Source organism: Falsiroseomonas sp. CW058, from assembly GCF_050563535.1.
In the GTDB taxonomy this organism is placed as follows: domain Bacteria; phylum Pseudomonadota; class Alphaproteobacteria; order Acetobacterales; family Acetobacteraceae; genus Falsiroseomonas.
Genome location: NZ_JBNXUO010000001.1, coordinates 17,309 through 39,836, shown reverse-complemented (window position 1 = coordinate 39,836; position 22,528 = coordinate 17,309). Strand labels below are relative to the sequence as shown.

At 74.9% G+C, this 22,528-nt stretch carries 25 protein-coding genes; 12 read left to right on the top strand and 13 right to left on the bottom strand.

Going from position 1 to position 22,528, the window contains the following annotated elements; all coding sequences use genetic code 11:
- Positions 1-5: 5 nt before the first annotated feature.
- Positions 6-983: a Bug family tripartite tricarboxylate transporter substrate binding protein gene (locus ACK8OX_RS00200; RefSeq protein ID WP_430661888.1), complete on the bottom strand. Its 978-nt coding sequence runs from the start codon at positions 981-983 to the stop codon at positions 6-8.
- Positions 984-1,149: 166 nt separating this feature from the next.
- Here ACK8OX_RS00200 and ACK8OX_RS00195 point away from each other — a divergent pair, with 166 nt between their 5' ends.
- The 8 genes from ACK8OX_RS00195 (at position 1,150) to ACK8OX_RS00160 (ending at position 9,568) form a co-directional block, all read left to right on the top strand.
- Positions 1,150-2,085 carry a LysR family transcriptional regulator gene (locus ACK8OX_RS00195; protein WP_430661887.1) on the top strand — a complete coding sequence of 312 codons (936 nt, stop codon included), beginning with the start codon at positions 1,150-1,152 and terminating at the stop codon, positions 2,083-2,085.
- Positions 2,086-2,230: 145 nt separating this feature from the next.
- Positions 2,231-3,190 carry a tripartite tricarboxylate transporter substrate binding protein gene (locus ACK8OX_RS00190; RefSeq protein ID WP_430661886.1) on the top strand — a complete coding sequence of 320 codons (960 nt, stop codon included), beginning with the start codon at positions 2,231-2,233 and terminating at the stop codon, positions 3,188-3,190.
- A 10-nt stretch (positions 3,191-3,200) separates the two neighbouring features.
- On the top strand, positions 3,201-4,187 hold the full coding sequence (locus tag ACK8OX_RS00185; RefSeq protein WP_430661885.1) for an MBL fold metallo-hydrolase: 987 nt from the start codon (positions 3,201-3,203) through the stop codon (positions 4,185-4,187).
- An 88-nt stretch (positions 4,188-4,275) separates the two neighbouring features.
- On the top strand, positions 4,276-5,355 hold the full coding sequence (locus ACK8OX_RS00180) for an ABC transporter ATP-binding protein (RefSeq protein WP_430661884.1): 1,080 nt from the start codon (positions 4,276-4,278) through the stop codon (positions 5,353-5,355).
- A 38-nt stretch (positions 5,356-5,393) separates the two neighbouring features.
- Positions 5,394-6,677 (top strand): ABC transporter substrate-binding protein, encoded by a 1,284-nt coding sequence (locus tag ACK8OX_RS00175; protein ID WP_430661883.1) that lies wholly within the window; start codon positions 5,394-5,396, stop codon positions 6,675-6,677.
- A gap of 14 nt (positions 6,678-6,691) precedes the next feature.
- Positions 6,692-7,567 carry a carbohydrate ABC transporter permease gene (locus ACK8OX_RS00170; RefSeq protein ID WP_430661882.1) on the top strand — a complete coding sequence of 292 codons (876 nt, stop codon included), beginning with the start codon at positions 6,692-6,694 and terminating at the stop codon, positions 7,565-7,567.
- Positions 7,564-8,376: a carbohydrate ABC transporter permease gene (locus ACK8OX_RS00165; RefSeq protein WP_430661881.1), complete on the top strand. Its 813-nt coding sequence runs from the start codon at positions 7,564-7,566 to the stop codon at positions 8,374-8,376. The genes ACK8OX_RS00170 and ACK8OX_RS00165 overlap by 4 nt, the downstream gene beginning before the upstream one ends.
- Positions 8,377-8,446: 70 nt before the next feature.
- Positions 8,447-9,568, top strand: coding sequence for an MFS transporter (locus ACK8OX_RS00160; protein WP_430661880.1), 1,122 nt, complete (start codon positions 8,447-8,449; stop codon positions 9,566-9,568).
- 1 nt (position 9,569) lies between these two features.
- Here ACK8OX_RS00160 and ACK8OX_RS00155 read toward each other — a convergent pair whose 3' ends face one another.
- Positions 9,570-9,788, bottom strand: a complete 219-nt coding sequence (locus tag ACK8OX_RS00155) for a hypothetical protein (RefSeq protein ID WP_430661879.1) — start codon at positions 9,786-9,788, stop codon at positions 9,570-9,572.
- 121 nt (positions 9,789-9,909) lie between these two features.
- Here ACK8OX_RS00155 and ACK8OX_RS00150 point away from each other — a divergent pair, with 121 nt between their 5' ends.
- Positions 9,910-10,362, top strand: coding sequence for a YidB family protein (locus ACK8OX_RS00150; protein ID WP_430661878.1), 453 nt, complete (start codon positions 9,910-9,912; stop codon positions 10,360-10,362).
- A gap of 19 nt (positions 10,363-10,381) precedes the next feature.
- Here the strand turns inward: ACK8OX_RS00150 and ACK8OX_RS00145 are convergent, their stop codons facing one another.
- The 10 genes from ACK8OX_RS00145 to ACK8OX_RS00100 all read right to left on the bottom strand — a co-directional run bounded on the left by ACK8OX_RS00145 (position 10,382) and on the right by ACK8OX_RS00100 (position 19,026).
- Entirely contained in the window at positions 10,382-11,095 is a 714-nt protein-coding gene (locus ACK8OX_RS00145; RefSeq protein WP_430661877.1) for a tetratricopeptide repeat protein, read from the bottom strand.
- A 5-nt stretch (positions 11,096-11,100) separates the two neighbouring features.
- On the bottom strand, positions 11,101-12,033 hold the full coding sequence (locus ACK8OX_RS00140; protein ID WP_430661876.1) for a type II secretion system F family protein: 933 nt from the start codon (positions 12,031-12,033) through the stop codon (positions 11,101-11,103).
- Entirely contained in the window at positions 12,033-12,989 is a 957-nt protein-coding gene (locus tag ACK8OX_RS00135) for a type II secretion system F family protein (RefSeq protein ID WP_430661875.1), read from the bottom strand. The genes ACK8OX_RS00140 and ACK8OX_RS00135 overlap by 1 nt, the downstream gene beginning before the upstream one ends.
- Before the next feature lie 3 nt (positions 12,990-12,992).
- Positions 12,993-14,342, bottom strand: coding sequence for a CpaF family protein (locus ACK8OX_RS00130; protein WP_430661874.1), 1,350 nt, complete (start codon positions 14,340-14,342; stop codon positions 12,993-12,995).
- Positions 14,339-15,568: an AAA family ATPase gene (locus ACK8OX_RS00125; RefSeq protein WP_430661873.1), complete on the bottom strand. Its 1,230-nt coding sequence runs from the start codon at positions 15,566-15,568 to the stop codon at positions 14,339-14,341. The genes ACK8OX_RS00130 and ACK8OX_RS00125 overlap by 4 nt, the downstream gene beginning before the upstream one ends.
- The gene (locus ACK8OX_RS00120; protein WP_430661872.1) at positions 15,558-15,836 is read right to left on the bottom strand and encodes a hypothetical protein; all 279 of its coding nucleotides are present in this window, start codon (positions 15,834-15,836) and stop codon (positions 15,558-15,560) included. Before ACK8OX_RS00120 ends, ACK8OX_RS00125 begins: the two co-directional genes overlap by 11 nt.
- Positions 15,837-15,841: 5 nt before the next feature.
- Positions 15,842-17,392: a type II and III secretion system protein family protein gene (locus ACK8OX_RS00115; RefSeq protein WP_430661871.1), complete on the bottom strand. Its 1,551-nt coding sequence runs from the start codon at positions 17,390-17,392 to the stop codon at positions 15,842-15,844.
- Positions 17,389-18,249 carry a Flp pilus assembly protein CpaB gene (gene cpaB / locus ACK8OX_RS00110; protein ID WP_430661870.1) on the bottom strand — a complete coding sequence of 287 codons (861 nt, stop codon included), beginning with the start codon at positions 18,247-18,249 and terminating at the stop codon, positions 17,389-17,391. The genes ACK8OX_RS00115 and cpaB overlap by 4 nt, the downstream gene beginning before the upstream one ends.
- A 3-nt stretch (positions 18,250-18,252) precedes the next feature.
- On the bottom strand, positions 18,253-18,750 hold the full coding sequence (locus ACK8OX_RS00105) for a prepilin peptidase (protein ID WP_430661869.1): 498 nt from the start codon (positions 18,748-18,750) through the stop codon (positions 18,253-18,255).
- A 108-nt stretch (positions 18,751-18,858) separates the two neighbouring features.
- The gene (locus ACK8OX_RS00100) at positions 18,859-19,026 is read right to left on the bottom strand and encodes a Flp family type IVb pilin (protein WP_430661868.1); all 168 of its coding nucleotides are present in this window, start codon (positions 19,024-19,026) and stop codon (positions 18,859-18,861) included.
- Positions 19,027-19,174: 148 nt separating this feature from the next.
- Between ACK8OX_RS00100 and ACK8OX_RS00095 the strand changes: the two genes are divergently transcribed.
- Genes ACK8OX_RS00095 through ACK8OX_RS00085 form a run of 3 tightly spaced genes read left to right on the top strand, consistent with a single transcriptional unit; the run spans position 19,175 to position 21,295 of the window.
- Positions 19,175-20,482, top strand: coding sequence for a pilus assembly protein TadG-related protein (locus ACK8OX_RS00095; protein ID WP_430661867.1), 1,308 nt, complete (start codon positions 19,175-19,177; stop codon positions 20,480-20,482).
- The gene (locus tag ACK8OX_RS00090) at positions 20,479-20,889 is read left to right on the top strand and encodes a TadE/TadG family type IV pilus assembly protein (RefSeq protein ID WP_430661866.1); all 411 of its coding nucleotides are present in this window, start codon (positions 20,479-20,481) and stop codon (positions 20,887-20,889) included. Before ACK8OX_RS00095 ends, ACK8OX_RS00090 begins: the two co-directional genes overlap by 4 nt.
- A gap of 28 nt (positions 20,890-20,917) precedes the next feature.
- The gene (locus ACK8OX_RS00085; protein WP_430661865.1) at positions 20,918-21,295 is read left to right on the top strand and encodes a hypothetical protein; all 378 of its coding nucleotides are present in this window, start codon (positions 20,918-20,920) and stop codon (positions 21,293-21,295) included.
- Positions 21,296-21,373: 78 nt separating this feature from the next.
- Here the strand turns inward: ACK8OX_RS00085 and ACK8OX_RS00080 are convergent, their stop codons facing one another.
- A complete protein-coding gene (locus ACK8OX_RS00080; protein ID WP_430661864.1) occupies positions 21,374-22,525 on the bottom strand; it encodes a CaiB/BaiF CoA transferase family protein in 1,152 nt (383 codons plus the stop codon).
- Positions 22,526-22,528: the final 3 nt, after the last annotated feature.

Genomic DNA, 22,528 nt, shown 5'->3' with positions numbered 1-22,528 from the left:
GCGGCTCAGTCCAGCTTCACGCCGGCGCGCTCGATCACGCCGCGCCACTTGGCGCGGCCCTCCGCGATGACCTGCGCCAGTTCCTCCGGCGTGCCGCCGGACGCGGCCATCCCCATTTCCCGGAAGCGGTCGCGGATGCGGGGCAGGCGCAGCACCTCGTTGAAGGCGGCGTTCAGCCGCGCCACGACCGGCGCCGGCATCCCCGCGGGGCCCACCATGTAAAGCAGCGTCGTGCCCTCGTAGCCGGGCAGCGTCGCCGCGATGGGCGGGATCTCCGGATGGTCGTCCAGCGGCCGTTCGGTGGAGATGCCGAGCAGCCGGAGCTGCCCCGCCCGCACCGCCGGGATGATGGCGGCGAAGCTGTCGAGCGTCGCCTCCACCCGCCCCGCGGTCAGGTCGATCAGCGCCTGGCCGGAGCTTCGGTAGGGCACATGCGTCATGCGCGTGCCGCTCATCGACATGAACAGCTCCATCGCCAGGTGGCTGGAGGAGCCGGGGCCGGTGGAGGAGAAGCTGAGCCGGTCCGGGTTGGCGCGGAGATGCGCGATGAACTCCGCCACGTTCCCCGCCGGCACCGAGGGATGCACGACGAGGATGTTCGGCAGGTGCGCCAGGTGGACGATGGGGCTGAACCCGCGTTCCGCGTCGTAGGGCAGGCTTGCGTAGAGGAAGGGGTTCGTCATCTGCACGCCCGGGGTGCAGATCAGGATGGTATGGCCGTCGGGCGGCTGCTGCGCGGTGAAGGCGGCGCCGACGCTGGCCGCCTGCCCCGGGCGGTTGTCCACGATCAGCGGCTGGCCGAGCCGCGGCGCGAGTTCCTCGGCCAGCAGCCGCGCGACGATGTCGCTGCCGCCGCCGGGCGCGAAGGGCACCACGAAGCGGATCGGGCGCGAGGGAAAGGGCGCCTGCGCCCGCGCCGGCCATGCCGTGGCGGCCAGCATCCCCGCCCCGCCCCCCACCAGGGTGCGGCGTGTCGTCGCCATGGCCCGCTCCTCCCGCCCTTGTCGTCGGGCGCGATCCTCGCGCTTGCGCCCGGCCGCCACAACGCCCGCCGGCCGACCAGCATCATTGTGCGGGATGAAATGATGGGCTTGCCCCCGCCCCCGCCGGCGCGGCAGATGGCCCCGCGCGCGAAGGGGGCGCGGCGGCATGGATTCGCTTCGCGCGATGCGCGTCTTCCAGGCGGTGGTGCAGAGCGGCAGCCTGTCCTCGGCCGGCCGGCAGCTCGGCCTGTCGGCGCCCTCCGTCACGCGCCAGATCCAGGCGCTGGAGGAGGAGCTCGGCGCCCGCCTGTTCCACCGCACCAGCCGCCACCTGTCCCTGACCGAGGCCGGGGAGCTGTACCACCGGCAGGTCGAGCAGATCCTCGCGCAGATCGAGGATGCGAAGGCCGCGGTCGCCAACCTCCAGGCGGTGCCGCGGGGAACGCTGCGCGTGCATGCCCGCGTGCTGGTGGGGCAGCTCTGGATCGTGCCGGCGCTGCCGCGCTTCCTGGCCGCGAACCCGGAGGTGAAGGTGGACCTGCTGCTGTCGAACCTGGCGGTGGACCCGGTGGAGCGGCAGGTGGATGTCGACATCCGCATCGGCGCCCTGGCCGATTCGCGGCTGATCGCGCGGCGGCTCGCCACCTCGGAACGCATCCTCTGCGCCGCGCCGTCCTACCTGGCGCGGCACCCGCCGCCCCGCGGGCCGGCGGATGTCGCGCGGCACGACTGCCTGACCTACCGAATCAACCTCGGCCGGCCGGTCTGGCGCTTCCTCGACCCCGCCGGCGCGCTGACCGAGGTGCCGGTGGCGGGCAGCTTCCAGACCGACAGCGGCCCCGCCCTGCTGTCGGCCGCCACGGCCGGCCTCGGCCTCGCGCTGCTGCCCGACTGGTCGATCCTGGAGGAACTGCGGGACGGCCGGCTGGTGCGGCTGCTGCCGGGGCTGCGCGTCAGCCACATGGAATTCGACAACGGCATCCACGCCGTCTACCCCGACAGCCGCCGCATGCCGACGAAGCTGCGGAGCTTCCTGGACTTCCTGTCCGACCACTTCCGCGACCGGCTGGGCCCGCCCGACACGCCGCCCCGGCTTCCGTGAGGCATCATTTCAGCGCGTGAAAGGATGCCGTGCTGCGGCCCGGCGTTCCCTTCGCGGCGCGCGATGCCTAGCCTGACAGCAAGGCGGCCGCAGCGGGCCGGACATGGGGAGGACAGCGATGCGCCCATTCGGCCGCAGGCAGGCCATGCGTCTCATCGCCGCCGGGGCGGCCACGGCGGGCCTTGCCGCACCTGCCCTGGCCCAGCCCCGCTGGCCGGACCGCCCGATCCGCATCGTCGTGCCCTATCCGCCGGGCGGCTCGACCGACCCCGTCGCGCGGCTGCTGGCGCAGGACCTGCAGGCAAGGCTCGGCCAGCCGGTGGTGGTGGAGAACCGGGCCGGCGCCGCCGGCTCGATCGGGACCGAGGCGGTCGCCCGCGCCGCGCCGGACGGCACGACCTTCCTGTTCCACACCTCCGTCCTGGCGACGGAGCCGAGCTTCAAGCAGAACCTGCCCTACAACGTGCTGACCGACCTCGCGCCCGTGTCTCTGGCGGTGACCGGGCCCTACCTGCTGGTGGTGAACCCGACCCTGCCGGCCCGCGACGTGGGGGAGCTGATCGCCTTCGCCCGCGCCAATCCGGGGCGGGTCAATTTCGGCTCCGCCGGCACCGGCTCCTCCGGCCACCTGATCGGGGAGCTGTTCGCGCTCCGCGCGGGCGCTCAGATGGTCCATGTGCCCTATCGCGGCGGCGGCCCATCGGTGACGGCGCTGATGCAGAACGAGATCCAGTTCATTTTCGACACCATCCCCGGATCGCGCGGGCTGGTGGAGGAGGGGCGGCTGCGCGCCCTGGCCGTCACCGGCCGCGAACGCGCGCCCCTGCTGCCCCGCGTGCCGACCATCGGGGAAAGCGGCCTGCCCGACTTCGCCAACGAGTTCTGGCTCGGCCTCCTCGCCCCCGCCCGCCTGCCGGCCGAGATCGGGGCGCGCATGTCCGCCGCGGTGGCCGAGGCGGTGGCCGAGCCCGCGCTCCGCGACCGCCTGCTCGCGCTCGGCATGGTGCCGCGCGCGCTGCCGCCCGAGGCCTTCGCGGCGGTGCTGCGCGCCGACATCGCCGAATGGCGCGACGTCATCACCCGCGCCAATATCCGCGCGGAATAGGGAGGGACGCATGAACGGACCGACGACGCCCCGCCTGGGCCGGCGCGGGCTGCTGCTGGGCGGGGCCGCGCTGGCCGGCGCCGCCGCGCTGCCCGCCGCCGCCGCCGTCCCGCGCGCGACGGACCAGGCGCCTGGGCTCTACCGGCACCGCGTGGGCGAGGTGGAGGTCACCGCCCTGCTCGACGGCAACCTCGCCTTCCCCGATGCGGCCCTGCCGAACCTGTTCGCCCGCTACGAGGCCGAGGTGGCGAACCGGCTGCGGGCCGAGGCCTTCACCCCGGCCGGCGGCGTCCCGCTCGCGGTCAACGCCTTCCTCGTCAACACCGGCTCGCGCCTGATCCTGATCGACGCGGGGGCTGCCGGCGCGCTCGGCCCCACGCTCGGGCAGATCCCGCGCAACCTCCAGGCGGCGGGCGTGACGCCCGGCGACATCGACGCGATCGTTCTGACCCATCTTCACCGCGACCACTCCGCCGGGCTGATGACCGCCGAGGGCCGCGCGCTGTTCCCCCGCGCCGAGCTGCTGGTGGCCGAGGCCGAGGCCGCCTACTGGACCGACACGGGCAACGAGACGCGCGCGCCCGCGCCCCTGCGGCCCTTCTTCGCGCCAGCGCGCGCCGCGCTCGCGGCCTATGGCGACCGGGTCCGGCGCATTGGGATGGAGACGGAGGTCGCGCCCGGCATCCGCACGCTGGCCATCCCCGGCCACACGCCCGGCCACCTTGGCGTCCATGTCGAGAATGGCGGGCAGCGCCTGCTGATGTGGGGCGACGTGGTCCACACCCAGGCGTTGCAGTTCGCCCGGCCGGACTGGTCCATCTCCTTCGATTCCGACCCCGACCTCGCGGCGCGCACGCGGGCGCGGATCTTCGACATGGCGGCGACGGACCGCATCACCGTCGCGGGTTCGCACCTGGCCTTCCCCGGCCTTGGCCATGTGGCGCGGCGGGGCGAGGGCTACGGCTTCGTGCCCGTGATGTGGCGTTCCCCGCTGTAGCCCCCGGCTGGCGCAGCCCCCCGGTTTGCCCATAGTGTCGCGCCGGACCAGGACAGGGCGCGACACGCTGCACATGGCTTCCCCGCACATGGCTTCCCCGGGCGCCGCGCGGGGCGGGATCCGCCTCGAGGCCATCACCAAGACCTTCGGGGAGACCCGCGCGCTGGACGGCATCACGCTCGCGGCGCGGCCGGGAAGCTTCCTCGTGCTGCTCGGCCCTTCGGGCTGCGGCAAGTCCACCCTGCTGCGGGTGGTGGCGGGGCTGGAGGCGCCGGGGTCCGGCCGCCTCCTGCTCGACGGGCGGGACGTCACGTCGCTGCCCCCGGCGGCGCGCGGCATCTCCATGGTGTTCCAGTCCTACGCCCTGTTCCCGCACCTGTCGGTGGCGGAGAACATCGTCTTCGGCCTGCGCGCCCGCGGGGTGGAGCGCGGCGAGCGGGAGAGGCGCCTGGCGCAGACCGCAGAGCTGCTCGGCCTCGGCCGGTTGCTGGCGCGCCGGCCGGCGCAGCTTTCGGGCGGGCAGCAGCAGCGCGTGGCGCTGGCCCGCGCGGTGGTGGCCGAGGCGCCGATCTGCCTGATGGACGAGCCGCTGTCGAACCTCGACGCCAAGCTGCGCGCGGAGATGCGGCGCGAGATCCGCGCGCTCCAGCAGCGGCTCGGCATCACCATGGTCTATGTCACGCACGACCAGGCGGAGGCGATGAGCATGGCCGACCAGGTGGTGCTGATGCGCGACGGCCATGTCGAGCAGGACGCGACGCCGGCCGAGCTCTACGCGCGGCCCGCCTCGGTCTTCGCGGCCTCCTTCATCGGCACGCCGCCGATGTCGCTGCTGCGGCTGGTGCCGGGGCGGGACGGAGCGGAGGTGGCCGGCGCGCCCGGCATGGCGGTGGCGCCCGCGGCGGCGGCCGGCGCCCTCCTCGGCATCCGGCCAGAGGAGGTGGCGCTGTCGGACGCCGACGGCCTGCCCGCCCGCCTGATCGCGGCCGAGTTCCTCGGCGCCGAGACGGTGCTGGCCTGCGCCGTCGGCGACGGGGAGGAGGTGCTGCAGGCCCGCATCCCCGGCAACCACGCGCTGGCCGCTGGCACGCCGCTGCGGCTGCGCCTGCCGCCGGCCGCGCATCTGTTCGACGCCGGGACCGGGCGGCGCCTGCCCGACCCGGCCTGAGACCGACACCGACGACCAGAGGAGGACAGGGAGACCCCATGAAGATAACGCGCCGCGCCGCCCTCGGCACCCTCGCCGCCGGCCCGATGCTCGCCATGCCCGCGGTCCACGCGCAGGCGCCGGTCGAGATCACCTTCAACTACCCGATCGCCGTCGGCGGCCCGATCCCGCGCATCATCGACGGCTACTGCGAGGATTTCGCGCGGGAGAACCCGCGCTTCCGCATCAAGCCGATCTATGCCGGGTCCTACCAGGACACGCTGACCAAGACACTGACCGCGATGCGCGGCGGCGACGCGCCGCAGATGGCCTGCCTGCTGGCGGTGGACATCTTTACCCTGATCGACGAGGACGCGATCCTGCCCTGGGACGACCAGCAGGGGGTGGAGCGCGCCTGGCTGGACGGCTTCTATCCCGGCTTCCTCGAGAACAGCCGCACCGGCGGCAAGACCTGGGGCATCCCCTTCCAGCGTTCGACCATCGTGCTCTACTGGAACAAGGACCTGTTCCAGGCCGCCGGGCTCGACCCCGACCGCGCGCCCGCCAACTGGGCCGAGCAGCTGAGCTTCGCGCAGCGCCTGACGCGGCGCGAGGGCGACAACGTCACGCAATGGGGCATCCAGATCCCCTCCTCCGGCTTCCCCTACTGGCTGTTCCAGGGGCTGACGACGCAGAACGACGTCCGCCTGATGAACCCCGAGGGCAACCGCGTCTTCTTCGGCGACCCGAAGGTGGCCGAGGCGCTGCAGTACTGGATGGACCTGTCGCAGCGCCACCGCGTGCATCCGGCCGGCATCGTCGAATGGGGCACGACGCCGCGCGACTTCTTCGAGCGCAAGGTGGCGATGATGTGGACCACCACCGGCAACCTGACCAATGTCCGCAGCAACGCCCGCTTCCCCTTCGGCGTCGGCATGCTGCCCGCCGGCACAAGGCTCGGCAGCCCGACGGGCGGCGGCAACCTCTATGTCTTCAAGTCGGCCAGCCCGGCCCAGCGCGAAGGCGCGGTCCGCTTCGCCCGCTTCCTGACGACGCCGGAGCGCGCGGCGCAATGGGGGATCGACACCGGCTACGTCGCCGTCACCCCCGCCGCCTTCGAGACGCCGGCGATGAAGGCCTATGTCGAGGGCTTCCCCGCCGCCGCCGTCGCGCGCGACCAGCTGCCCCATGCGGTGGCGGAGCTGTCCACGCATGAGAACCAGCGCGTCACCAAGGCGCTGAACGACAACCTCCAGGCGGCGCTGCTCGGCCGCAAGCAGGCGCGCACGGCCATGGCCGACGCGCAGGCCGAGGCCGAGCGCATCCTGCGCCGGTACCGTTGAACGGGCCGCCGGGGATGCCGGGACGCGCGACGCTCCATGCCTGGCTGCTGCTGACGCCGGCGCTGGTGCTGCTGGTCGCCTTCACGCACTACCCGGCGGTCGCCACCTTCTGGCATTCGCTGTTCTCGACCCCGCGGGCCAACCGGCCCGCGGCGTTCGTGGGGGCGGAGAACTACCTGTACCTGCTCGACGACCCGATCTTCTGGCAGGCGCTGACCAACAACGCGATCTACGCCCTGGCCACCATCCCGCTGTCCATCGGCCTGGCGCTGGCCATGGCGCTGTGGGTGAACGGCAAGGTCGCGGGCCGCACGGCGCTGCGGATCGCCTTCTTCACGCCGACCGTGCTGCCGATGATCGCGGTGGCCAATCTGTGGCTGTTCTTCTTCACGCCGGATTACGGCCTGCTGGACCAGGTGACGCGCGCGCTGTTCGGCTGGGGCCCAACCAACTGGATCGGCAGCCGGGAGACGGCGCTGGGCGCGATGATCGCGGTCGCCGTCTGGAAGGAAGCCGGCTTCTTCATGATCTTCTACCTCGCCGCGCTCCAGGCCATCCCGCCCAACCTGTACGAGGCGGCCGCGATCGAGGGCGCGTCGCGCGCCCGCGTCTTCTTCCGCGTCACGCTGCCGCTGCTCGGCCCGACGACGCTGTTCATCCTCGTCAACGCCGTGATCAACGGCTTCCGGCTGGTGGACCACATCATCGTCATGACGCGCGGCGGGCCTGACAACGCGACCGCGCTGCTGCTGACCTATGTCTACGAGCTCGGCTTCCGCTTCTGGGACACGGCCAGCGCCTCGGCCCTCACCGTCATCCTGCTGGGCTTCCTGGCGCTGACCGCCGCCTTCCAGTTCCTGGTGGCGGAGAAGCGGGTCCACTACCGATGAGCGCGGCCATCACCCGCGCGGTGGAGACGGCGGCGGCCTGGCTGCTCGGCATCATCTGGATCGCGCCGCTGCTCTACGCCGTCTGGGCGGCCTTCCACCCGACCGGCTACGCCACCCGCTTCGACCTGCTGGCGCCGCTCACCCTCGGGAACTTCGCCGCCGCCTGGGATGCCGCGCCCTTCGCGCGCTACTTCCTCAACACCTTCCTGCTGGTGACGATGATCCTGGCGGCGCAACTCGTGCTCTGCACGCTGGCCGCCTTCGCCTTCGCGCGCAGCCGCTTCCCCGGCAGCGGCATCCTGTTCGGGCTGGTGCTGCTGCAGCTGATGATCATGCCGGACGTGCTGCTGGTGGAGAACTACCGCAGCATGCGCGCGCTCGGCCTGGTGGACACCATCCTGGCGATCGGCCTGCCCTACATGGCATCGGCCTTCGGCATCTTCCTGCTGCGCCAGACCTTCCGGCAGGTGCCGAAGGAGCTGGAGGAAGCCGCCGTCGTCGAGGGTTGCGGCACGCTCGCCGTGCTGCTGCGGGTCTATGTGCCGCTGGCGCGTCCGACCTACCTCGCCTACGGGCTCACCTCCGTCTCCTACCACTGGAACAACTTCCTCTGGCCCCTGGTCATCACCAACACGGTGGAGACGCGGCCGCTGACCGTCGGCCTTTCCGTCTTCGCCTCGACCGACCAGGGGATCGACTGGGCGATCATCAGCGCGGCCACGCTGATGACCTCGGCCCCGCTGCTGCTGGGCTTCCTGCTGTTCCAGCGGCAGTTCGTGCAGTCCTTCATGCGCGCGGGCATCAGGTAGGGCGGGGGCGGCCTGCATTAGCGCGCCCCCGCGCCTTCCCTGGGCACTTATCGCGGCCGCGTGCCTCGCGATGTTCGCCGCCTCGGCCAGCGGCACCACCCGCGCGCCCTTCCTGCTCGACATGGCGCGCGACCTCTCGACCAGCCTGGCGCTGACGGCGAACGTGATGGCGATGACCTCGGTCGCCTGGGGCGCGTCCTCGCTGGTCGCGGGCCCGCTGTCGGACCGCATCGGCCGGCGGCCCTTCCTCATCCTCGGGCCGCTCGGCCTCGCCCTCGGCACCGTCGGCGTGGCGGCGTCGGAGACCTTTGCCGGCGTCGCCGCCTGGGCCACGGCGGCGGGCGCTTCCGCCGGCACCTTCAGCGGCGCGCTGGTGACGGAAGTCTCCTCCCGCGTCGAGGACCGGCAGCGCGGCCGGGCGCTGGGCTGGACCATCGCGGGGCAATCGATGGCGCTGCTGGTCGGCGTGCCGCTGGCCGCCTGGATCGGCGGCTTCGTCGGCTGGCGCGGGGTCAATCTCTGCGTCGCGGCGGTGGTGGCGCTGTCCGCGGCGGGGCTGTTCCTCACCACCACGCGCCGCGCCGCGCCGCCGGGCGGGGGCGGGCGCAGGCGGCCGGCCGGCTACCGCGCGGCGCTGTCGCCGCGCGTGCTGCGGCTGCTGGCGATGGGGGTGGCGGAACGCAGCTGCTACGCGCTGACGGTCGTGTTCTTCGCCACCTTCCTGCAAGCGACCTACGGCGCGTCGCTCGCGGCGCTCGCCATCCCGCTCGGCATCTTCGCGCTCGGCAACATCCTCGGGACGGTGCTGGGGGGTCAGTTGGCGGACCGGCTTCCGGACCGGATGCTGACCTATGCCGGGGCGATGCTGTGCAGCGCCGCCCTGGCCTTCCCGCTGTTCCTCTGGACCGGCGGGCTGGCGGGGTCGGTCGCGCTCGGCTTCGGCTTCGTGCTGGTGACGGCCATCGCGCGGCCGAGCCTGATGGCGGCGCTGGGCGGCGTGCCGGAGGAGGTGCGCGGCACGGTGCTGGGGCTGAACGTCACCTCCTCCTCCCTCGGCTGGCTCGGCGCCGCCTCGCTCGGCGGGCTGGTGCTGGCGGAGTCCGGCTTCGCGGGCTTCGCGCCGATGGCGGCGGGCTTCGGGCTGCTCGGCGCCGCGCTGGCCATCGCCGGGAGGCGTGGCGCGCCTCGTTAAGCTAACCGCGGGCCGCCACGACCCATCCCTGCAGGGGCGGCTCGCCGCAGGCGCGGCACCACAGTTCCCGCCGCAGCCCGATCAGGTGCAGCCTTTCGTCGCGGCCGACCAGCGCCAGCAATTCGCGCCGCGTGAGGGTGCGCGTGCCGCAGGCGCAGGGCAGGCGCAGCGCCTCGTCCGGCGCCAGGTCGCCGACCCGGTAGGTGAAGGAGGCGTCCATCTCTGAGCACAAAACTAGAACATCCCGCGCCGCTTTTCCAGGGGCAGGCGCACGGGCGGCGCGGAACCGCGGCCGGCGGCCGGGGGTTGTTGCAGCATCTGCCCCCACCGGAGGTCTTCGCATGGCTCGCGGCACGCCATCCCTTCTCGCGCTGCTCGGCGTCCTCGCCGTCGCGGGATACCAGCACCGGGACAAGCTGGGCGAGCTTCTCGGCGGGGCCGGGGGCAGCCGCACCGGCCCGCCCGGCGAAGGCGGGCGCGAAGGCGGGCAGCCTGGCGGCCTTGCCGGCGCGGCGGGCGGCGCGGGGATCGGCGGGATGCTGAGCGAGGGCCTGCGCGACCTGGTGGACCGCTTCCGCCAGAGCGGCCATGGCGAGACGGCCGACAGCTGGGTCGCCCCCGGCCCGAACCGCGAGGTCTCGCCGAGCCAGCTCGAACAGGCCCTCTCGCCCGAGACGCTGGACGCGCTGGCGCAGCAGACCGGCCTGTCGCGGCAGGAGATCGTGCAGCGGCTGACGCGCGAACTGCCAAAGGCGGTGGACAGCTACACCCCGGACGGCCGCCTGCCGTCCTGACCCGCGCGTCCGGCCACGCTCAGCCGGCAGGCCGGCCCGCGCCGCGCAGCAGCGGCGCAAGGGCGCCGGCCGGCCCCTGCCCGGCATCGCCTTCCGCCGCCGCGGCGCGCGCGATGGCAAGGTTGTTCGCCACGCGCGGCGGCGCGCCCGCGCGGCGCGACAGCGGCTCCAGCATCGCCGCCGCCTGCGCCGGCTCGCCCGCCAGCAGCAGCGACATCGCCAGGTTGTTCGCCACCGCGATGGAGGCCGGCGCCAGCGCCAGGGCCTCGCGGTAGCTGCGCTGCGCCTCCGCATGGCGCCCGAGCAGGTCGAGCGCCATGCCGCGCCCGTCGAGCGCGCCGGCATTCCGCCCATCCGCCGCCAGCGCGCGGGCGAAGGCGTCCAGCGCCGCCTCGGCCTCCCCCTTGCGGAGATGCAGGCGGCCCAGCCGGCCGAGCAGCGCCGGGTCCCGCGGCGCCGCGCGCAGGGCGCGCGCCAGCACCGCCTCGGCCTGCGCCAGGTCCCCCGCGCGTTCCAGCGCGCCGGCGTGGCGGGCCTGCACCGCCGCATCGTCCGGCGCGGCCGCCGCGGCCGCGCGGTACATCGCCAGCGCGATGTCCGGCTGGCCCGACGCTTCGGCCGCCGCGGCGACGTTGAGCCGCGCGGCTGCGCCCCCCGTCGGCGGCGCGGCGCCGGGCATCGCCCCGCAGGCGGCCAGCGGCAGGAGGAGGGCGAGCAGGGCGGGGCGGGTCATGCGGGTCATCCGAAGGTCCTGCCCATCTCGATCACGGATGGGCCGATGAGGGCGATGAACAGCGCGGGCAGGATGAACAGGATCAGCGGCCCGATCAGCAGCGCGGGCAGGCGGATCGCCTTCTCCTCGATCCGCAGCATGCGGTCGGCCCGCAACTCCCCCGCCAGCACGCGCAGCGCCTGCGCCAGCGGGGTGCCGTAGCGCAGCGTCTGCGACAGCGTCGCGGCCAGCCGCCGGAACCCCTCGATGCCGGTGCGGGCGCGGAGCCTTTCGAGCGCGACGCGCCGGTCGGGCAGCATCCGCATCTCCTGCACCAGCGTGTTGAGTTCCAGCGCGACCGCGCGGTTGGACCCCGCCATCTCCCGCGCGACCCGGTCCACCGCGCTGTCGAGGCCGAGCCCCGCCTCCGCGGCGACCACCAGCAGGTCGAGCGCATCCGGCAGGCCGCGCCGCAGCCGGTCCTGGTAGGGGCGGCGCAGCGCGGCCATCAGCCAGTTCGGCCCGAACACCGACAGCACCAGCGCCGCGCCGAGGATCATCGCCTCGTCGGCCGGCTCCTGCCCGGTCAGGCGGGTGGCGGCGAAGGCGCAGGCGGGGCCGGCGAGCAGCAGCAGCGCCTTCAGGCCGATGAAGGCCGGCACGGCCCGCTTCGGATCGAAGCCGGAGGCCGCGAGGGCGCGGCCGAATTCCTGCGTCTCCCTCTCCGACACGACGGCGCGGGCGCGCAGCGCCTCGCCCAGCGCCGCGACCGGCCGCAGCGCGGCGGCGCCGATCCCGGGCTCCGCACCCGTCCGCCGCTCCGCCGGCCGCAGCACGGCGCGCAGCCGCCGCGCGAGGTCCCGCTCTTCCGCCGCCCGGCCGAGCATGGCGGCCGCCAGCACCGCGAGGGCGAGCGCCATCGCGCCGGCGACCAGCGCCGCGGCGTGGACGCCCGCCATCAATCCCGCCCCGCCTGCCGGATCAGCCAGCGGATCGTCAGCAGGCCGAGCAGCATGAGGCCGAGCCCGACCATCGCCATCCGCTGCCCGGTCGGGTTCTGCGTGAAGGTCTCGATGTAGAAGGGCTGGAGCGTGGACATCACCGCGGCCGCGACGAAGGGCAGCACGACCAGCATGCCCGCCTGCATCCGCCCCTCCGCCGCCAGCGCCTTCGCGCGCTTGGCCATGGCGACGCGCTTGCGCACCATGTCCGCCAGGTTGTCCAGCGTCTCCGCCAGGCTGCCGCCGGTCTGGGATTGCAGGCCGAGCGTGACGGCCAGGAAGGCGTATTCGGTCAGCCCGGTGCGTTCGTGCAGGCGCATCAGCGCCTCCTCCACGGGGCGGCCGATCGCGACGTCGCCGACCACGCGGGCGAATTCCTCCCGCGTCGGGGACGCCATCTCGCGGCTGATGCCGCGCAGCGCCTCGGCCAGCGGCAGGCCGGCGCGGATGGCGCGCACCATCAGGCCGAGCGCATCCGGGATCTGCTGGAACACCGCGTCGCAGTACCGGCGGTGCTGCCAGGCGAAGATGGTCCGCACCGTCAGCGCCCCCGCCAGGAGCGAAAGCGGGACCGCGGCCGGCAGGCCCACCATCTCCGGCAGGCGCAGCATCGCCCCCGCCGCCGCCGCGGCGCCGGCCAGCGCCACCAGCGGCCAGCCAAGCCGCCGTTCGGCCACTGCGTTCGGGTCGTAGCCCAGCAGCCGCAGCAGCCGTCCCATCAGCGGGCTGGCCGCCGGCGGCGCCACCAGCATCGACGGCGCGGCCGGCGCCGCGGCCCGCGCCGGCGCCCGCAGCGCCCGCAGCCGGTCCCGGACCGCGCGGCGGCGGCGCAGGACGCCGAGCGCGGCCGCGCCGCAGGGCAGCGCCGTGGCCAACAGCAGCGCGGCAAGCCCGGCGATGGCGGCGGGGCCCATCCGTCAGTCCTCCCGCAGCGCCTGCATCCAGGCCTCGCCCAGCCCGAAATACTGGAGCCGGTCGAAGAAGCCCGGCCGCAGCCCGGGGGAGGTCCACCGCCCCTGGATGCGGCCCGTCGCGTCGTCGCCGAGATACTCGAAGGTGAAGACCTCGTTCATCGTGATCACCTCCCCTTCCAGCCCGCACACCTCGGACACCTGCGACACGCGCCGCCCGCCGTCGCGCATGCGCTCGATCTGCACGATGAGGTCGACGGCGGAGGCGATCTGCGTGCGGATCGCGCGGGACGGCAGGCTGGTCTGGCCCATCTGCACCATGTTCTCGATGCGGATCAGCGCGTCGCGCGTGGTGTTGGCGTGGACCGTGCAGTAGCTGCCGTCATGGCCGGTGTTCATCGCCTGGAGCATGTCGAAGGCCTCGGCGCCGCGCACCTCGCCCACGATGATGCGGTCGGGGCGCATCCGCAGCGCGTTCTTCACCAGGTCGCGCTGCGTGATCTCGCCCCGGCCCTCGAGGTTCGCCGGCCGGGTCTCCAGCCGCACCACATGCGGCTGCTGCAGCTGCAGCTCCGCCGCATCCTCGATGGTCACGATGCGCTCGCCATGGTCGATCAGGCGGCTCATCGCGTTCATCATGGTGGTCTTGCCCGACCCGGTGCCGCCGGAGATGACGACGTTCAGCCGGCACCGCGCCGCGATCTCCAGCACGCGCGCGAGGCCCGGCGACATCGAGCCCCCCTCCGCCATCTGCCGCAGGCCGACGCGGCGGCGGGAGAACTTGCGGATGGAGATGCAGGCGCCGTCGATCGCCAGCGGCGGGAAGACCACGTTGACGCGGCTGCCGTCGGGCAGGCGGCAATCCACCAGCGGGCTCGATTCGTCGACGCGCCGGCCGACGGTGGCCGCCATCTTCTGCGCGATGGCGTTGAGCTGCGCGGTGCTGCGGAACGCGACCTCGGTCAGGTGGACGCGGCCGCGCACCTCCACGAAGACGCGGTTCGGCCCGTTGACCATGATGTCGCTGATGCTGTCGTCCTGCAGCAGCGGCTCCAGCGGGCCGTAGCCCACCATGTCATGCGCCAGCTCCTCCGCGACCCGCGCCTGCTCGCGCGCCGAGATCTCGACGCGGCCGCGATTCGCCACGTCATGCACCAGCGCCTCGAGCTGCTGGCGCAGCGCCTCCGGCGGCAGGTCGGCGGCGACCACCGGGTCCACCCGCTCCATCACCTGCTGGCGCAGGCGCCGCACCGCGGCATCGTCCGGCAGGCCGATGGCGGCCTCCGGCGGGGGCGGTTCGGCGGCAGGCGCGGGGGCGGCGGGGGCGGGTTCCGCGCGGCGCCCGAAGCTCCTCACCGCCGCCCCGCGCGACCGAGCAGCCGGTCGAGGAAGGAGGGCGCCGACGGCGCCGCATGCACGGCCAGGATCTCCTGCGTGACCGGCGCCAGCGCGCGGCGCAGCGCCGCGGTGTCGCGCAGCGCCGGCCGGCCGAGATTGGCGGCGCGGCAGAGCTGGCGCGGCAGGTCGGGGATCACGGCCTCGGGCGGCCCGCCGAGGCTCTCCTCCACCAGCTTCGTCTTGATGCCGCCAGGCTGGCCGGCGCGGTTCAGCACGGTGATGACCCCCGCGCTGCCCGCCTGGCGCATCAGGGTGCGGAGCGACAGCGCGTCGCGCATGCCGATGACCTGCGGCAGCGTGACCAGGACCTTGTGCCGCGCCTGCGCCATCACCTCGCGCTCGATCTGGCCGGGCGGCATCCGCAGGTCCACGACGACGTGGTTGAAGCGCTGGCGCAGCATCTCCAGCACGCGCAGCAGCCCGGCCTCGGTCGGCCGCGGCGCGGCGTCCATCGGCTCCTCCGCCGCGATCAGGCGCACGCGCTCGGCGACCGGCACCGCGGTGCGGTCGAGGAACAGCGCATCGACCCGCGCCGGCTCCTCCAGCGCGACGCGCAGGCCGGTGCCGCAGCTCGCCCCCAGCATCATCGCGCAGGCGCCGCCGCGCAGGTGCAGGTCCAGCAGCGCGACATGACCGTGCCCGGCCTCCGCCAGCTGGAGCGCAAGGTTCACCGCGACCGTCGTCGCCCCCGCCCCGCCGCGTGCGCCGCCCACCGCGACGATGCGCCCGCCGGTGTTCGCCGCCGCCACCTCGCCCCCCGCCAGGTGCGGCGCGACGACGCGGGACACCTTGTCGCGCGTCAGCGGCTTGGCCAGGTAGTCGGCGACGCCCAGTTCCCGCGTCAGCTGCCGGTACAGGTCGAGGTCGGCGCTGTCGCCCACCACCAGCACGCGCACATCCGGCGTGCAGACCGTGGCCAGCGCCTCCAGCGCCGCCGCGGGGTCCGGCAGGGCGCCGATATCCACCAGCAGGATCTCCGGCGTCGCCTCCCGCTCCAGCGCGCGGGTGGCGCTGCGCACGTCGCCGCGGCGAAGCTGGAGCGGCACGCCGGTGTCGAGCAGCCCGCCCCGCAGCGCCGCCTCGGTCGCCTCGTCGGCGACGAAGCCGAGGAATCGCGCGCGCGCCGCGTCGCGGCTGACGCTGGCCAGCTGCGGCGCCGGGGCGGGGCGCGCCTCAGCGCCCATGGGCACTGCCCCCGGTCGGCTCCCGCGCAGGCAGGGGCGCGCGCCGGTCCTCCAGCAGCCGCGTGACCGGCGCGCTTGCGGCCCGCCCGCGCGATGCGTCGGCGGGGGATGCGCCGCGCCGCAGGTCGCCGGGGTCGGCGAGCATCGGGCGGAGATTGGCATCGTTCACGCCGGTGGGCTGCCAGGTGCCGGGGCGTTCGAAGCTGTCGCCGCCGCAGGCACCGAGCGCGACGGCCAGCAGCAGCGCCCGGACGGGGGGAATCGGCATCGCGCTCACTCCACGATGAAGCCGGCATCGAGCGGCGCGCCCGCGGGCAGCGCCGGTGCCGGGGCGCCGCGCGCCAGCTGCCGGCGGTGCAGGAGGCGGTCGAGGTCGGTGGCCGGGCGGAACCCGTCGGTCGGCGCCGCCAGCTGGCCGGGGCCGGAGACGGGGTTCACCAGGTAGGGCGTGACGATGATGACCAGCTCCGTCTCCTGCCGGCGGAACCGGTCGGAGCGGAACAGCGCGCCCAGCACCGGCAGGTCCGCCGCGCCGGCCAGGCCGGTGTCGGTCAGCGTGTTGCTCCGCTGCAGCAGCCCGGCGATGGCGAAGGACTGGCCGGAGCCAAGCTCCACCGTCGTCTCCGCGCGGCGGACGTTCAGCGCCGGGATGCGCACGACGCCGGTGGCCAGCGGCACGCTGATGGCGCCGTTGTCCGACAGCTCGCTCACCTCCGGCCGCACGCGGAGGTTCAGCCGGTCCGGCCCCAGCACCGTCGGGACGAAGGCGAGCGAGACGCCGAACTGCTTGAACTCGATGCTGATGGAGTTGTTGACGCCGCTCGCCGCCACCGGCACCGGGAACTCCCCGCCCGCGAGGAAGCTCGCCACCTCGCCCGACTGCGCGGTCAGGTTCGGCTCGGCCAGGATGGTGATGAGCTGGTCGGCCGCCAGCGCGTCGACCACGTTGTTGATGTCGAGGCGGGAGGAGCGGAAGCCCGCGCCGAAGCGCCCGCCCGGGTCCTGGGTGAAGGTGGACCGCGCGCCGTCGAGCAGCGCGCCCGGCAGCACGCCGCCCGCGCCCGCCCGCAGGCCGAGCGTGAAGGCGCCGCCCGTGTTCGCCAGCGCCTGCCAGTTGAAGCCGAGTTCCCGCTGCACCTGGCGCGAGACCTCGGCGACGCGCACGCGCAGGTTCACCTGGACGGAGGAGAGCAGGACGAGGTCGTTCACCACCTCCCGCCCCTCCCCCGCCGCGGCGCGGGCGATGGCCTCGGCGCGCTGCGCCTCGGCCGGCGTCGCGGCGTTGCCGGAGAGGACGAGGCCGTTGCGCCCGGCCGCCGTCACCCGGATGTCGGCCCGGACCATCCGCCGCAGCATCCCCTCAATCGCGGCGGCGGGGACGGGCGCGGGGGCGGCGGGCGGCGCGGGCGCAGCCGGAATGCCCGCCGCCGGGGCCTGCGCCAGGCCGGGGGTGACGGTGATGTCGAACTGCGCCACCGCGCCGCCATCCTCGGCGGTCGCGACGACGGTGGTGCTGCCTGGGGCGACCGCCATCAGGAACAGGCTGCGCGGGGAGGCCGGCTGCACGCGGGCGATGCGCGGATCGGCCGCCAGCACGGCCACCGCGGGCACGGGCAGGTGCAGCAGCTGTCCCGTCCCGGCCTGGAGCGTCACGGATTGCGCGGCGGGCGCGACCGGCAGCGGCGCCGCGGGCCGCGCCGCGGGCTGGCTTGCGAGCGGCGGCTGCCGCGCGGCGGCGCCGCCGGCGGGAAGCGGCTGGGCGTTCGGCGCCGGCGCGGGAAGCGCCAGCAGCAGCAGCGCCGCCAGCGCGGGTCGGAAGGTCATCGGAAGGTCACCTCTTGTGACTCGTCGCCCTGGATCACGCGCATCCGCACGCCTTCGCTGAGGCCGGAGCGGCCGAGCGCGGGCGAGACGTCGGCGCCGAAGACCGGCGGCGCGGAGGGCACGCCGGCGGGGCCCGCGCCCTCGATCGCGCGGATGGTCAGCGCGATGCGGCCGAGCCGCACGGCGACCGCCACGCGCTCCGCCTGGTCGGGCGCGACCTCGATCGTGACGGTGCGGGCGATGCGCGAGGGCCCGGCCTCCGCCCCGCCCGCCCCTTGGGTGAATTGCTGGTCCACGGCGATGACGCGCACGTCGGACAGGATGGTCTCGCCGATGACGCGGCGCGCCAGCGGCGCCTCGGCCGCCGCAAGCTCCTGCGTCAGGATCAGGTCCACCTGGTCGCCGGGCCAGATCAGCCCGGCGGCCCCCGTCACCACGTCCACCCCGACCGAGATGGCGCGCTGCCCGGGGCGCAGCACGGCGGAGAGGAAGCCGCGGTCGCGCGGGCGCAGGATGTCGCCCGCGCCGAGGATCGCGCCCGGCTCCAGCCAGCGCCGCACCAGCGCGCCGCGAGATTCGGCGCGCGCGGCCTCGGCATCGGGCAGGGCTTCGGGCGGGACGGCTTCGGGGGGCATCTGGCGCAGCGCCAGGTCCTCGTCCTTCAGCAGCGTGCCGGCCGGCAGCGCGCGGGCTGCGACCAGGACCGCGACTCGGGGCGGCGGGGCGGGCGCGGGTGGGGGCGCCGCCGCGGCCTCGGCCGGCGGGGCGCCGCGCGGGGCGAGAAGCTCGAAGCCGAGCGCGCCGAGGCCGACGGCGCCCATCAGCATCGCGAGGATGAGGGAGAGACGGAGCAGCATGGTTCAGGGCAGCAGTCCGGGCGCGAGCAGCGCCACGCCGCCCGCCGCGATGGCGATGCCGTAGGGCACCGGCCCGCCGCGGCGCAGCCGACGCGCTTCCGCCGCCATGCCGCGCCCCAGCCGGTGCGGCACGCGCGCCGCGAGCCGCGCCAGCGGCCCCGCCAGCCGCGGCCCGGCGAGGTAGGCCACGCCCAGCACCCCGCCCGCGGCCGCGGTGGCCGCGACAAGGTCCGGCAGCGCGGCGGGCGACAGCGCGACGGCGAGCGCGGAGGCGAGCTTCACGTCGCCCCCGCCGAGCCAGCCGCGCAGCGCCGGAAGGAACAGCAGCAGGAACAGCACGGCGGCGCCGCCGAGCGAGGCGAGCAGCGGCGCCACGCCTTCCAGCCCGCGCAGCGCCGCCGCGGAGAGCAGGATGCCGAGCGGCAGGATGTCCGGGATCAGCCGGACCAGCAGGTCACGCCAGGCGGCGGCCAGCAGCAGCAGCAGGATGGAACCGGTCAACAGGGACGTCATCGGGATCGACCCCGCCGGGGCATCGGGAAAGGAGCGCCGCCGCGGCACCCGGCCCCGCGCCGGGGGCGCGGCACCGGGACCGCGGCGCCGGCCGCGTCAGGAACCGACGATGCCGGAGAAGACGGTCGACAGCCGGGTGCCGAGCGCGGAGGCCGCGGTCGCGACGACGGCGACGACGCCGACGGCGAGCACGGCGTATTCGGCGGCGGTGACGCCCTTGCGGTCGCGCAGGGTGGCCAGGATCAGGGCTGCGGTGGTGCGCATGGTAGCCTCCAGTGGAAGGGGGGTCCCCCGGCCTTGCGTCCTGCCGCGCCGGTGGGCGGTGGTGGCTGGGAGTCCTTCCCCGCCTTCGAGGAGGCGGCACAACTGTAAACGGCGCTTTAACAACTATGCCGCGAAATCGCATTTGTTCATGCACGCACGCCCCACCCCCCGCCAGACCGCCACCCGCCTGCTCCGCGACCGCCGCGGCGCCGCGGCCGCGATGGTGGCCTCGGCCGCCGCGGTCTTCATCGGCGTGGTCGGCCTCGCGGTGGAGGGCGGCGGCTGGTACCTGGCTCTGCGCCGGGCGACCACGGCGGCGGACCTGGCCGCCGTGGCGGGCGCGAATGCGCGGCTGCGCGGCGGCGACCCGCGCGCGGTCGCCACCGACGTGGCGCAGCGCAACGGCTTCGCGACAGGCGGGGGCATCACCGTCACGGTCAATGTCCCACCCGCCTCGGGCGCCTTCGCGGGCGTGGCCGGCGCGGTGGAGGTGACGGTCGCCCAGGCGCAGCGCGCGGTGATCTCCTCCGCCCTGTTCGGCCCGGCGCCGCTGGTGCGCAGCCGCGCCGTCGCCGCCGCGCAGCTGGACGACAAGGTATGCCTCCTCGCCCTCGGCGGCGGGCTGACGCTCGGAGGCAACAGCACGACGCAGGCCTCGCGCTGCGTGCTCGCTTCCAACCAGGCGGCGCCGGGCGGGCTCGACGTGGTGGGCAGCGCGCGGGTGCGGACGGCGGGGCTGGTCACCACCGGCAACTGCAATGGCTGCGGCAGCGGCGATGTCTGGACGGACGACACGCGCACCGCGCGACCCTATGTGGTTGCGCGGCGGTCCGACCCCGTGGCCGATCCCTTCGCCGGGCTGCAGGGCTGGACGCCGGCGCCCCCGCCCTGCCGTGCCAGCCCCGTGGCCTTCACCGGACGCACCGCCAGCCTGGCGCCGGGCGCGGCCATTTGCGAGAGCCTGACCGTCGGCACGAACGAGACGCTGAACCTCGCCCCCGGCATCCACTACCTGGTGAATGCCGACCTGACGGTGCGCGGCCGCATCACCGGCGACGGCGTGACGATCGTGCTGACCGGCGATCCCGGGCGGGTCGGCACCATCCAGATCAACGCGCAGGCCACGGGGCTGCTGCGCGGCCCCGCCACCAGCCTGGTGCCCGGCCATCCGGAAGGGGCGGGCCTCGTCGCCTATCGCGACGCGCGCGCCACCAACAACGGCCCGCAGAAGGAAGTGCAGCTGAATGGCGGGGCGACGATGGACATCATCGGCGGCGTCTACTTCCCGACCTCGGACGTGGTGGTGAACGGCAACAGCGCGATGGGGTCGAACTGCTTCGCCGTGGTGGGCTGGGCGCTGTCGCTGTCCGGCAACTCCGACACGCAGGTCGATGTCTCGGGCTGTCCGGGCTTCGCGCCGCATCCGGTGGTCCAGACCGTGAGGCTGGTCGAATGACGCGCCCCGGACGTCGCCGCGCGGGCAGCGCCGCAGCCGAATTCGCCGTGCTGGCGCCGCTGCTGGTGCTGGCGGTGGTGGGCGGGCACGACGTGGCGAGCGCGGTCGGCGCCTCGCTCCGGCTCGAACGCGCGGCGCAGGCGGGCGCGCAGCGCCTGATGGCGGACCCCTCCGACCTCGCGGCGGCGCAGGCGGCGGTGCGCGCGGCGCTGCCGGGCATGACGGAGCTGGAGGTGCCCCTGCCGGTGCTGGCCTGCCTCTGCGCCGCCGCGCCCATCGCCTGCGGCACCGCCTGCGCCGGGGGAGAGACGCGGATCGCCACCGTCACCGCGCGGCAGCGGCTGCACCCGGCGCTGCTGGGCGGCATGACCCAGGGGGAGGGCAATGCCGTCGCCCGCCTGCGCTGAGCGCCGACGGCGGCGCGGCAGCAGCAGCGTGGAATTCGCCGTCGTGGGGTCGGCGCTGGCGCTGCTGCTGCTCGGCGGCATCGACGCGGCGCGCACCATGCTCGCGCTGGCGGCGGTCCGGACCGCCGCGGCGGATGCGGCGCGCATGGCGACGCTGGCGGGCGGCGCCAACATCGCCGCGGAGCGCGCGCCCTGCGCCGGCCTGGCGGGCGCGCTGGCGGGCACGCAGCGCCGCGCGCCCATCCTCGACCCCGCGCGGCTGTCCGTGCGCCTTTCGGGCTGCGCCACGGCGGGCGCGGTGACCACGGTGACGGTGACCGCCACCTACCGAATCCGCCTGTCCATCCCGCTGGCCGGCGCGCTGGAGCGGAGCATGAGCGAGACGGCGCAGGCGGTGATCTACTAGCCCGCGATCGTCCCCGGTGTGCACGCCGCAGGCGGGCATACGCAGGGCTTGAATCGCCGGTCCGGCGCCGCGCCGACGTCAGCCGGCCAGGCCGAATTCGCGCAGCACCTCCGCAGTGTGTTCGCCGAGGCGCGGCGGCAGGCGGCGGATCGCGGGCGGCGTGGCCGCGAGGTGCAGCGGGCTCGCCGGCAGGCGCAGCATGCCCTCGGTGGGATGGGCATGCATCTCCCAGAAGCCGGTCGCGGCCAGCTGCGGGTCGTCCAGCAGGTCCTCGAGGTCGTTCACCGCCGCTGCCGGGATATCCGCCGCCAGCAGCACCTCCAGCCATTCCGCGCTGGTGCGCGCGGGCAGCAGCGCGGCGACGCTGCGCCACAGCGCCTGCGGGTCCTTCTGCCGGCCGGCCAGCGTCGCGAAGTCCGGGTCGGCCGCAAGGTCCGGCCGCCCGGCGATGTCGAGGAAGCGCCGCCAATGCGCGTCGGTGTAGGGCAGCAGGCAGAGCCAGCCGTCCTTCGTGCGGTGCGGCCGCCGCAGGCCCTGGCGAACCGGCGCGTAGCCCATCCCGCCCGCCGGCGGGTCGAAGACATGGCCGCCCAGGTGCTCGGCGGCGGTGAAGGCGACCAGCGTCTCCAGCATCGGCACCCGCACAAGCTGGCCCTGCCCGCTGCGCTCGCGGTGGAACAGGGCCAGCGCGATCGCCATGGCGGCGTGGACGGCGGTGATCTTGTCGCCGATGATGCTCGGCACGTAGCGCGGCTCCCCGCCGGCCGCGGCCTGCAGCATCGCGAGCCCGGAGAGCGACTGGATGATGTCGTCATAGGCCGGGCGGCCGGCATAGGGCCCGCCCTCGGCGAAGCCGGTGACGTGGCAGAGCACCAGGCGGGGATTGGCCGCGGACAGCGCCTCCCACCCGAGCCCGAGGCGTTCCGCCGCCGGGGTGCGGATGGAATGCAGCAGCACGTCCGACCGCGCCGCGAGCCCGCGCAGGGCGGCCTGCGCGCCGGCCTCCTTCAGGTCCAGCACGATGCTGCGCTTGTTGCGGTTGTTCGCCATGAACAGCGCGCCCATCCCCTCGTGCCGCCGCGGGCCGATGGCGCGGGTGATGTCGCCTTCCGGCGGCTCCACCTTGATGACGTCGGCGCCCATGTCGCCGAGGTACTGCGCCGTCATCGGGCCGAGGATGACCGAGGACAGGTCGAGCACGCGCACCCCGTCCAGCGCGCCGGGCGGCATCGC